Genomic DNA, 12,228 nt, shown 5'->3' on the forward strand with positions numbered 1-12,228 from the left:
AATAACCTTTGCATTTTTTTATTATATTATAGTAGATTTATGATATAATAGGCTATAATATTTTAATTATGGAGAGTTTTATGGAAAATAACTATGAAATCATTTTTAAAAATTTAGAAGATATAGAAACTTTAACACCTAAAGAGTTTAAAAATCTTGATTCTTTAGATATTTTGACGTTAAAAGATTTGTTATATTATTTTCCAAGAGCCTATGATGATAGAACAAATATAAAAAAAATAGAGGAACTTAGAGGGAATGAGTATGTTGTTTTAAAAGTTCAGTTTTTATCAATTACAAATCCATATCTTCCCTCAAGAGTTAAGATGACAAAAGCAAGAGCCACTGATGGAACAGGAGTTATAGATGTAGTTTGGTTTCAAATGCCGTACCTTGCAAAAAGTCTAAAGATTGGAGAGGAATATATTTTAATCGGTCAAGTAAAAGCTGGGTATAATTTCCAGATGACTAACCCTGAATATAAAAAGCTTACCAATCAAAAAGAGATGGAAAAAGGGGAAATCCTACCTATATATAGTACAACAAAAAATTTTACTCAGAACTCTCTAAGAAAGATTTTAAAAAAGAATTTAAAAGAGTTTTCTAATTGTCTTCAAGAAAATATTCCAAGTGAAATAATAGAAAAATATAAAATATTAGATAGAAAAAAAGCTCTTAAAGAAATCCATTTTCCAGAAAATAGGAAGTTTTTAGAAGAGGCAAAAAGAAGATTTGCTATTGAGGAACTTTTGGTTTTAGAGATGGGGATTTTACAAAACAGATATCTTGGTGGAGATATATTTGAGAGAAAATATAATCTTTTGGATAAACGGGAACTTGTAAAAAAATATCTAAAAAGTCTTAATTTTACTTTGACTAATGCACAGAAAAAAGTAATAACAGAGATTTATAAGGAGTTAAATGAGGGAAGATTTATCAATCGTCTTATTCAAGGGGACGTTGGTAGTGGAAAAACTATTGTTGCAATGACTTTACTATTATATATAGTAGAAAATGGATATCAAGGGGTTATAATGGCTCCAACAGAAATTCTTGCTACACAACATTATCTTTCTATAAAAAATGATTTTGAAAATTTAGGAGTGAGAACAGAACTTTTAACAGGAAGTGTAAAGGGAAAGAAAAAAGAGAAACTTCTTGAAGAGATAAAAAACGGAGAAGTAAAACTTATAATAGGTACTCACGCTCTTATTGAAGATAATGTAGAATTTAAAAATCTTGGGCTTATAGTTATAGATGAGCAACATCGTTTCGGTGTTGTCCAAAGAAAAAAATTAAGAGATAAGGGGATACTTTCAAATCTTTTGGTAATGAGTGCCACTCCGATTCCACGTTCTTTGGCTCTTAGTATCTACGGAGATTTAGATGTATCAATAATTGATGAATTACCACCGAGAAGAAAACCTATAAAAACTAAATGGATAAATAATGATGCAGATCTTCAAAAAGTATATAATTTTATTGCTAAGAAATTAAAAGATGGAAGACAAGCATATTTTATAGTGCCACTTATTGAGGACAGTGATAAAATCTCTGCAAAATCTGTGGAAGAATATAAATCTGAGATTGAAAATGTTTTCTCAGATAGAAAGATTGGTATTCTCCACGGAAAAATGAAAAATAGTGAAAAAGACCAAGTTATGCAAGATTTTAAAAATAAAAAAATAGATATACTTCTTTCGACCACTGTTGTAGAGGTAGGAGTAAACGTTCCTAATGCCTCAATAATTACAATTATAAATGCAGAGAGATTTGGTTTGTCGTCACTTCATCAACTTCGTGGAAGAGTAGGAAGAGGGGAACATCAGTCATATTGTTTTTTAATTTCTCACAGTGATAATGACAATACAAAAGCTCGTATGAGAATAATGGAAAAAACAAATGATGGATTTGAGATAGCTGAGGAAGATTTAAGGCTTAGAAAAGCTGGAGAGATATTTGGAACAAAACAGTCTGGACTTAGTGATTTGAAATTTATTGACATCACCCAAGATGTAAAAACTATAAAAATGGTAAAAGAAATCTGTATAGAATATCTAAATAAAAACAGTGGAATTATAGATAATGAGTATTTGCTTAGAGATATTCAAGATAAATTTAAAGAAACTATTTAAAAAACTTTTAAAAATTAAAAAAGTATGATAAAATGAGGAGTACAATTTGAAAAATTTTAAGGAGGAAACGGGAGAATGAGATTTAGTAATTACTACATAAAAACTCTTAAAGAAACCCCAAAAGAAGCTGAAGTAGCAAGTCATAAACTACTTTTAAGAGCTGGAATGATTAAAAAAATGGCAAGTGGAGTTTATTCATACTTACCTATGGGTTATAGAACTTTGAGAAAAGTAGAAAACATAGTAAGAGAAGAGATGAATAGAGCAGGGGCTATCGAGTTATTTATGCCAGTTTTACTACCAGCTGAGATTTGGCAAGAATCTGGAAGATGGGACGTAATGGGAGCAGAAATGATAAGACTTAAGGATAGACATGAAAGAGATTTTGTCCTTGGGCCAACTCACGAAGAAGCTATAACAGATATCGTAAGAAATGATATTTTTTCTTATAAATCTTTACCAGTAAATTTATATCAAATCCAAACTAAATTTAGAGATGAAAGAAGACCTAGATTTGGACTTATGAGAGGAAGAGAATTTCTTATGAAAGACGCTTATTCTTTCTCAGTAGATAGAGCAGGACTTGATAAAGAATTTGATAATATGCAAGAAGCTTATTCAAAAATATTTACAAGATGTGGATTAGATTTTAGAATTGTTGACGCTGATTCAGGTGCAATCGGTGGAAGTGGTTCAAGAGAATTCCACGTTATGGCAAATTCTGGGGAAGATGAATTAATTTTCTGTGACCACTGTCATTATGGAGCTAACGTAGAAAAAGCCACTGATGTTATAACTTCTTTACCAAAAGAAGAATTAAAAGAGGCTGTTCTTGTAGATACACCAAATATTGCAAAAATAGAAGATGTTGTAGAAGCTCTTAATGTAGAAATAGAAAGAACAGTAAAAGCTATAATGTATAAAGACGTTGTTAACGACGCTCCTTATATGGTACTTATCAGAGGAGATATTGAAGTTAACGAAGTAAAAGTTAAAAACTTAATCAATACTATTGATATAGCAATGTTAACTGACGAAGAAATTGCAAAACTTGGACTTTTCAAAGGGTTCATCGGACCATATGGAATGGATTTAAAAGCTAAAGGAATAACAGTTATAGCTGACCCATCAGTTACAGAGATTCCTAACCACACAGCTGGAGGAAATAAACCAGATACTCACTACTTAAATGTAAACTATGGAAGAGATTATGAAGCTGATATAGTTGCTGATGTAAGAAGAGTTAAAGAGGGAGATACTTGCTCAATCTGTGGAAAACCACTAAGAGTTGCAAGAGGAATAGAATGTGGACATATCTTTAAACTTGGTAAAAAATATTCTGAAGCTATGCACGCTGTTGTATTAGATGAAAATGGAAAAGAAGTTGTTATGGAAATGGGTTGCTATGGAATTGGAATTTCAAGAACTATGGCAGCAGCAATAGAACAAAATAATGACGAAAATGGAATTATTTGGCCAACAGCTATCGCTCCATTTATAGTTGATGTTATCGCTACTAATATGAAAGATGAAGCTCAAGTTAAATTAGCTGAAGAATTATTAGAAGCTTTAGAATCAAATGGAATCGAAACAATCTACGACGATAGAAACGAAAGAGCAGGATTTAAATTTAAAGATGCTGACTTAATTGGATTCCCATTCAAAGTAGTTTGTGGTAAAAAATCTTCTGAAGGAATAGTTGAGTTAAAAATAAGAAGAACTGGAGAAACTTTAGAAGTAGCAAAAGAAAATGTTGTAGAAACAGTAAAAGAATTAATGAAAAAATATTAATTTGTATTTGAAAGTTAATAAAAAATAAATTTTATGGGTTGTTGTGAATTTAAGATATAGATTGAAAGTTACTTGGGTGATTTTTGTAGTTTATATTTGGGGAAATGCGACAGCCCTATTTTTTAGGAAAAGATAAAGAAAAAAGCTGTACAAATCAAGATGATTTGTAACAGCCTTTTTGTTGAGTGATAGGGTATTATATTTTATTTATTTGCTTTATCAAGAGAAAATCCTGCAAATTTATTAACGATTAATGCTAATGCTCCGTCACCAGTTACGTTACAAGCAGTACCGAAACTGTCTTGAGCTAGGTATAGAGCTATCATAAGAGATGATAATTCAGCGTTAAATCCAAGCATAGATTGGATAAGTCCAAGAGCAGCCATTACAGCTCCACCAGGAACTCCAGGTGCTGCGACCATTGTAACTCCAAGCATTAGGATAAATCCAAAATAAGAACCGAATGAGAAATTCATTCCTTCTAACATCATTATTGCTAGAGAACAACTTGTTAAAGTAATTGTACTTCCTGATAAATGGATAGTAGCAAATAACGGAACTGTAAATTCAGCGATACCATCATTAGCACCATTTTTCTTAGTTTGAGCTAAAGTTACAGGAATAGTTGCTGCTGATGATTGAGTTCCAACAGCTGTGAAGTATGCTGGTAACATATTTCTTATTAAAGATATAGGATTTTTTCCATTTAGAGAACCAGCCACTGTATATTGGAATAAAAGTATTAATATATGTAGAGTGATGATTACTACGAAAACTTTTGCAAAAACAGCTATTATCATTTCAACTTTTCCAGCATAAGTCATATTTGCAAATATTCCAGAAATATGGAATGGTAAAAGAGGAATAATAACTGATTTTATTGTTCCTTCAACAATAAGTTGAAACTCGTCCATAAATTTTTTGACAGTATCTTCTTTTAAATAAGCAATTCCAAGTCCTAAAACGAATGCTAAAACTAGAGCTGTCATAACGTCCATTAAAGGAGCTATTTTTATATTAATAAGTGATTTTACTAAAGCTTCTTCAGGGTTAGTAGTATCGTGAAGGATGAAAGATCCAACGTTTAAAAGTTTAGGAAAAATATTAGTATCTACAACATAAGCAAAACTACCAGCAATAATTGTAGAAACATAAGCTAAAACAGTAGATCCACCTAATAATTTACCAGCACTTTTTCCAAGATTTCCAATACCTGGTGCTACGAAACCAACAATAATAAGTGGAATAATAAATCCTAAAAAGCTACCGAAGATATTATTAAAAGTAGCTAATAACTCAACCACAAATAAAACTTTCATCTTTCCAATAGCGATACCTGCAAGAATACCTAATATTAATTTAGGCAGTAAACCAAATTTTTTCATAAAATCCCTCCCCTTGAATGTCCGTCATTCAAAAATGTTTGTATGCGTAGATGATACAACATTTGGGAGAAAAAAGCAAGCAAAATTTTTAAGGAGGATATATGATTGGTGGAAATACCTTGGGAATCAAGGATTATCTGTTAAAAGAATTAGAAAATTTTTTAGAAGAAAAGATAGAAAAAGGAAAATTTTTAAGTGAAGAGATATTTTTAAAAATAGTTGAGATAAGTCACAATATAAATAAAGAGATAAGTGTGGCTATAGATAGAAATGGAAAAATAATAGATATAAATATTGGAGATAGTGGAAGTGCCACTCTACCAAAAGTTACATCAAAGGATAGAAAACTTTGTGGAGTGAGAATTATTCACACTCACCCTAGTGGAAATGCAAAACTATCAGATGTGGATATCTCAGCTCTTATTGAGTTAAAGCTTGATGCTATGTCAGCCATAGGAATTAATAAAGATGGAAGTATCAATGGAATTTCTATGGGATTTTGTAAAGTGGTTGATAATAATATTCTTCACGAAGAATATATGTCGAGAAATCTTCATACAGTGGAAAATTATAATTTCTTGGCAAAAATCCAAGAGATTGAAAAAGAGTTAAGAGCGAGAATTATAGATGAAGATTACAAAGAGTATGCAATCTTAGTTGGAAGAGAATCAGAGGAAAGTTTGGCAGAGTTAAAAGAGCTTGCCAGTGCTTGTGATATAGAAACAGTGCATATTATGTTACAAAAAGGAAGTAAGATAGATAAAAGTTTCTATATCGGTAGTGGAAAAGTTATCGAACTTGCTAGAGCAAAACAGATAAGAGCAGCTAACCTTATAATTTTTGATGAGGAACTTTCAGGTATCCAAATAAGAAACCTTGAAGATAATATCGGTTGTAGAGTAATTGATAGAACATCTTTGATTTTGGAAATTTTTGCTAGAAGAGCGAGAACTAAAGAGGCAAAAATCCAAGTAAAACTTGCTGAGTTAAAATACAAGGGAACAAGACTTATAGGTTTTGGAACTGAGCTTTCAAGAATTGGAGGAGGTCTTGGAAATAGAGGACTTGGAGAAACAAAACTAGAGCTTGATAGAAGAAAAATAAAAGATGAGATAGCTAGTCTTAGAGATGAGCTTGAAAAAATAAAAAAAATAAGAGGAACACAAAGAGAGAGAAGAGAAAAATCTAATATGGGAAAAATCTCTTTGGTTGGATATACAAACGTTGGAAAATCTACTCTTAGAAACTTGATTGTAAAAAATTATTGTAAAGATAACTCTAATAAAACTGAAGACGTTTTTGCTGAAAATATGTTATTCGCAACACTTGATACAACAGTTAGAGTTGTAGAATTAAAGGATAAAAAAGAGGTAGCTGTAATAGATACAGTCGGATTTATAAGAAAATTACCTCACGATTTAGTTGAAGCTTTTAAATCAACACTTGAAGAAGTAATTTTCTCAGATGTTTTAATCCACGTTGTAGATTCGTCAAGTGAAAATCTATACAAAGAAATCTCTGTAGTAGAGGGAGTTTTAAAGGAACTTGGTTGTGATGATAAACCAACTATCTTAGCACTTAACAAAACTGATAAGGTAGAGACAGAAAAACTTTTAGAGATAAAAGAAAAACTAGCTAACTACGAGATAGTTGAGATAAGTGCAAAGGAAAATATAAATATAGATACTTTACTTGAAAAAGCTATTGAAAAACTACCAGAAACACTAAAAAAAGTTGAATATTTGATTCCATATCAAGATACAGCAATCTCAGCTTATATTCATAACAACGCATCTGTGGTCAGTGAAGAGTATCAAGGAGAGGGAATTTATCTAGTAGCTATGGTAGATGAAAAGGTTTATAACAAATGCAAAAAATATGAAAAATAATCTATAAAATCTGCTTGAATAAATAAGAAAAATGTGATATAATCTCTAAAATCGTGAAAAAATAAGGGGAGGTATTGCAAAAGCGATGGAAAGATTTTATGAAAAAACTTTTAATATTTTCAATATAAAAAATCTTTTTACTTTTTTATTTTTTCAAAAAACCATTTATAATTATTTTAATATATCAGGAATAAGAGTTACATTTTAAATGTAATTTTTATTCCTTTTTTTATGAGGAAGGGGATAACTGTGAGAAATTTTATTTCAATGAAAGAATTTGACAGGGAAGAGATTTTAGAAATTTTGGAAAGAGCTAGAGAATTGGAAGAAAATCCAAATCAAGATTTGATTAAAAACAAAATAGCTGCGACACTTTTCTTTGAACCATCTACAAGAACTAGATTGTCTTTTACTTCAGCTTGTTTTAGAATAGGAGCGAAAGTTTTAGGATTTGATAGTCCAGATGCCACTTCACTAAAAAAAGGGGAAAGCCTAAGAGATACTATAAAAATGATAAATGGATATTCTGATATAGTTATTATGAGACATTTAAGAGACGGAGCAGCAAAATTTGCTGGAGATGTGTCAGATATTCCTGTTATAAATGCAGGAGACGGAGCTAATGAACACCCAAGTCAAACACTACTTGACCTTTACACAATTAAAAAAGAGTTCGGAACTTTAGACGGACACACAACAGCTTTTGTAGGGGATTTAAAATATGGAAGAACAGTTCACTCACTTGCAAAAGCATTATCAAAATTTGAATGTAAAAAATTCTACTTTGTAGCTCCAGATGAATTACAAATCACTCAAGAGATTTTAGATGAGTTAGATGAAAAAGGGATTGAATATGAATTAGTTAGCGACTACAAAGATATTTTAAAAGAAGTTGACGTACTTTATATGACAAGAATCCAAAGAGAGAGATTTGAAGTTCCAGAACTTTATGAAAAATTAAAAAATGTTTACATAATCTCAAAAGATACAATAGTTGGGAAATGTAAAGAGAATATGATAATACTTCACCCATTACCAAGAGTAAATGAAATAAATATAGATTTAGATGAAACTAAACATGCACTTTATTTCAAACAAGCTAAAAATGGCGTGCCTATAAGAGAGGCAATGATAGGAATAGCACTTGATAAACTTAAATTAAATTATAAAGATAAAGCAAAAAATGAAATAATTAAATCGGAAAAACAAGTTTGCAATAATCATAATTGTATAACAAAATTTGAAGAAACTGACAATAAAATTGAAATAAAAAATGGTAAAAAATTCTGTTACTATTGTGGTAGAGAAATAAAAGATTAGGAGGGTATAGATGTTTTTAGAAGATTGCAAAGTCTTAGAAAATAGACAAGTTTTTGGAAATTACTACTTAATGAAATTAAAAGGTGAAAAATCAATAAATGTAGCTAGAGCAGGACAATTTTATATGCTACAATGTAAAGGACAAGGAACAATATTAAGAAGACCTATAAGTCTACATTACATTAACAAAAAAGATAACACTATTGAATTTTATTATGAAGTAAAAGGATTAGGAACTGTTGAGTTTAGTCAATTAAAAGAGGGAGATACATTAAATCTTCAAGGACCTTTAGGAAATGGATTTACTACTGATGTAACAGGAAAAACAATAGTAGTTGTTGGTGGAGGAATGGGAATCGCTCCTACAAAACTATTAATAGAAAGATTAAAAGAAAATGGAAATAAAGTAATATTTATCTGTGGAGGAAGAAGTCACGGAGCTGTGGCAATCCTTAAAAATATAGATACTGAGGGAGTTGAAACATATATAACTACTGATGATGGTTCTTGTGGAACAAAAGGAAATGTTACAATACCTCTAAGAGAAATTTTATCAAAAGGTGGAGTTGACGCAGTATATACTTGTGGACCTCACAAAATGTTAGAATTTGTTGGAAAAGTAGCTGGAGAGTTTGGAGTTTACTGTGAAGTATCTTTAGAAGAGAGAATGGCTTGTGGAGTAAAAGCTTGTGTAGGTTGCTCAATTCTAACTAACGAGGGAATGAAAAAAGTTTGCCACGACGGACCAGTATTTGATAGTAAAATAATAATTGATATCAATCCAAAAAATCCATTACCTTGTGATTGTAATAAATAGGAGGAAAAAATGAATAGATTAAAAGTTAATTTTTTAGGAGTAGAATTTGACAATCCAATAGTTACATCATCTGGTTGCTTTGGATTTGGACTTGAATATAAAGATTATTTTGACCCAAATGAACTTGGAGGAATTACATTAAAAGGTTTAACACTAGAACCAAGAACAGGAAATATGGGACCAAGAATAGCTGAAACACCTTGTGGAATTTTAAACTGTGTTGGACTAGAAAACCCAGGAATTGAAGTTTTTGAAAAAGAAATCATACCAAAACTAAAAAAAGAGGGAGTTACAACAAGACTTATTGCTAACATAAACGGAAGTACAGTTGACCAATATGTTGAGATTGCAAAAAGAGTAAACGAAATTGAAGAGATAGATTTAGTAGAACTTAATATCTCTTGTCCAAACGTAAAAGATGGAGGAATGGCTTTTGGAGCAAATCCAGAAGTTGCTGGAAGAACTACAAGAGAAGTTAAAAAAGTTTTAACTAAAAAACCTCTAATTGTAAAACTTTCTCCAAATGTAACAAATATAGTTGAGATTGCAAAAATTGTTGAAGCTAATGGAGCTGACGCAATATCAATGATAAATACATTACTAGGAATGAGAATAGATATAAAAACTGGAAAACCAATCTTAGGAAATACTATGGGAGGAATGTCTGGACCAGCAGTAAAACCTATCGCAGTAAGAATGGTTTATCAAGTGGCACAAAATGTAAATATCCCAATAATTGGAATGGGAGGAATTAATTCTTGGGAAGATGCTGTTGAATTTATAATGGCAGGGGCAACAATGGTATCAATCGGAACTGGAATTTTCCCAAATCCTGTACTTCCAGTAGAAGTTAAAGCAGGACTTCAAAAATATGCTGAAGAAAACAATTTAGAAAATATTCAAGATATAAGAGGAATAGCTTTTAGAAAATAACAATAACAAAAAGTTTAAGGAGTGATAGAGATGATAAATGCAAAGGACAGATTAATAATAGCACTAGATTTCCCTACAATGGATAAAGCAGTAGAATTAGTAGAAAAATTAGGAGATACAGCATCTTTTTATAAAGTTGGTTTAGAATTATTCTTAAACTCAAAAGGAAAAATGGTAGAATACTTAGCTGAGAAAGGTAAAAAAATATTTTTAGACCTTAAATTCCACGATATACCAAATACAACAGCGATGGCATCAGTTTTCGCTGCAAAAGAAAATGTATTTATGTTTAACGTACACGCAACTGGTGGGAAAAAAATGATGTCTAAAGTTGTAGAAGAAGCTAAAAAAATAAATGAAAAATCACTTTTAATAGCTGTAACAATTCTTACAAGCTTATCAGAAGAGGAAGTAAAAGAAACTTTCTTAACTGAAGCGAGCATTAAAGAACTTGCTATGAACTTAGCAAGACTTACAAAAGAAGCTGGAATGGACGGAGTAGTTTGCTCTCCTTGGGAAGCTAAATATATAAAAGAAGCTTTAGGAAAAGAATTTAGAACTGTATGTCCAGGTGTAAGACCAGCTTGGTCAGCAACTAACGACCAAACAAGAATAATGACTCCAAAAAATGCTATATTAAATGGTTGTGATTTCTTAGTAGTTGGAAGACCAATAACTAAAAATGAAGACCCAGTTAACGCTACAAAATTAGTTCTAGCAGAAATAGAAGAAGGACTAAAAGAAGGTGGTCTATGCTAATAAAAAACGGATTGGTAGAAGTTGACGGACAAATAAAATTTCAAGATATATTAATAGAAAATGAAAAAATAAAAGAGATAGCTGATGAGATAAATATCATCAGTGAAGAGGTAATAGATGCTCAAGGTGGATATATTTTACCTGGAGTTATCGACCCTCACGTTCATATGAGAGACCCGGGGCTAACTCATAAAGAGGATTTTGAAACTGGAAGTATGGCTTGTGCAAAAGGTGGAGTGACAACTTTTTTAGATATGCCAAATACAATTCCAAATACAATAACTGAAGAAGCTCTTCTTGATAAAAAAAGAGATGCCGTTGGCAGAAGTTATGTTGATTACGGATTTTATTTCGGTGGAAGTAAAAACGACAACTCTTTAGAAGTAGCAAAAGTAAAAGATATGGCAGTGGCTACAAAAGTATTTATGAATGTTTCAACAGGAAATATGCTTGTAGAAGATGAAAAAATATTAGAAAATATTTTTAAATCTTCAAAACTTGTGGCAGTTCACGCTGAGGGAGAAATGGTAGCAAAAGCTATCGAGCTATCAGAAAAAGCAAAAACTCCAGTATATCTTTGTCATTTATCAACAAAAGAAGAGATAGAAATGGTAAGAGAGGCTAAAGCAAAAGGTTTAGAAATTTATGCTGAGGTAACTCCACATCATCTATTCTTAAATCAAGAATATGTAGGAAGTGACAATCTTCTTAGAATGAAACCAGAACTTAAAACTAAAGAGGACAACGAAGCTCTTTGGGAAGGAATAGTTGACGGAACTGTTGATACAATAGGAACAGACCACGCTCCTCACACTTTAGCTGAAAAAACAGAAAAATTAACTTTTGGAATACCAGGAGTTCAATTTTCTTTAGAAATGATGTTAAAAGCTGTAAAAGGAGAAAGAATAACTTTAGAAAAACTTAAAGAAATTATGTGTGAAAATCCAGCTAAAATATTTGGAATAAAAAATAAAGGAAAATTAGAAGTTGGATATGACGCTGATATAGTTATCGTTGATATGAAAAATGAAGAAAAAATAACTAACGAAGAAGTAGTTTCAAAATGCGGTTGGACACCTTATAACGGAAGAACTAGAGGTGGAAAAGTTATGGCTACTTTAGTTAGAGGAAATGTAGTTTACAACGAAAGAAGAATTAAAAAATTTATAAATAATAAAATTGGTAAGGAAGTGATGTAA

General features: G+C 31.0%; 9 protein-coding genes. 8 read left to right on the top strand and 1 reads right to left on the bottom strand.

Annotated elements, in window-relative coordinates:
• Nucleotides 1-80 precede the first annotated feature (80 nt).
• Both recG and I6E15_RS03860 read left to right on the top strand, forming a co-directional pair.
• The gene (gene recG, locus I6E15_RS03855; RefSeq protein WP_235244409.1) at nucleotides 81-2,135 is read left to right on the top strand and encodes an ATP-dependent DNA helicase RecG; all 2,055 of its coding nucleotides are present in this window, start codon (nucleotides 81-83) and stop codon (nucleotides 2,133-2,135) included.
• Nucleotides 2,136-2,210: 75 nt separating this feature from the next.
• A complete protein-coding gene (locus I6E15_RS03860) occupies nucleotides 2,211-3,926 on the top strand; it encodes a proline--tRNA ligase (RefSeq protein ID WP_177160328.1) in 1,716 nt (571 codons plus the stop codon).
• Nucleotides 3,927-4,129: 203 nt separating this feature from the next.
• Here I6E15_RS03860 and I6E15_RS03865 read toward each other — a convergent pair whose 3' ends face one another.
• Nucleotides 4,130-5,311 (bottom strand): dicarboxylate/amino acid:cation symporter, encoded by a 1,182-nt coding sequence (locus I6E15_RS03865; protein WP_235244416.1) that lies wholly within the window; start codon nucleotides 5,309-5,311, stop codon nucleotides 4,130-4,132.
• A gap of 101 nt (nucleotides 5,312-5,412) precedes the next feature.
• Between I6E15_RS03865 and hflX the strand changes: the two genes are divergently transcribed.
• From hflX to I6E15_RS03895, 6 genes are all read left to right on the top strand, one after another.
• The gene (hflX, locus tag I6E15_RS03870) at nucleotides 5,413-7,200 is read left to right on the top strand and encodes a GTPase HflX (RefSeq protein WP_235244430.1); all 1,788 of its coding nucleotides are present in this window, start codon (nucleotides 5,413-5,415) and stop codon (nucleotides 7,198-7,200) included.
• A 249-nt stretch (nucleotides 7,201-7,449) separates the two neighbouring features.
• Nucleotides 7,450-8,520, top strand: coding sequence for an aspartate carbamoyltransferase (pyrB, locus tag I6E15_RS03875; protein WP_235244438.1), 1,071 nt, complete (start codon nucleotides 7,450-7,452; stop codon nucleotides 8,518-8,520).
• A 10-nt stretch (nucleotides 8,521-8,530) separates the two neighbouring features.
• The gene (locus I6E15_RS03880) at nucleotides 8,531-9,337 is read left to right on the top strand and encodes a dihydroorotate dehydrogenase electron transfer subunit (protein ID WP_235244440.1); all 807 of its coding nucleotides are present in this window, start codon (nucleotides 8,531-8,533) and stop codon (nucleotides 9,335-9,337) included.
• A 9-nt stretch (nucleotides 9,338-9,346) separates the two neighbouring features.
• On the top strand, nucleotides 9,347-10,270 hold the full coding sequence (locus tag I6E15_RS03885) for a dihydroorotate dehydrogenase (protein WP_177160323.1): 924 nt from the start codon (nucleotides 9,347-9,349) through the stop codon (nucleotides 10,268-10,270).
• A gap of 33 nt (nucleotides 10,271-10,303) precedes the next feature.
• On the top strand, nucleotides 10,304-11,029 hold the full coding sequence (gene pyrF, locus I6E15_RS03890; RefSeq protein WP_235244670.1) for an orotidine-5'-phosphate decarboxylase: 726 nt from the start codon (nucleotides 10,304-10,306) through the stop codon (nucleotides 11,027-11,029).
• On the top strand, nucleotides 11,023-12,228 hold the full coding sequence (locus tag I6E15_RS03895) for a dihydroorotase (protein WP_235244472.1): 1,206 nt from the start codon (nucleotides 11,023-11,025) through the stop codon (nucleotides 12,226-12,228). The genes pyrF and I6E15_RS03895 overlap by 7 nt, the downstream gene beginning before the upstream one ends.

It is taken from the genome of Fusobacterium perfoetens (genome assembly GCF_021531475.1).
Lineage (GTDB): Bacteria > Fusobacteriota > Fusobacteriia > Fusobacteriales > Fusobacteriaceae > Fusobacterium_B.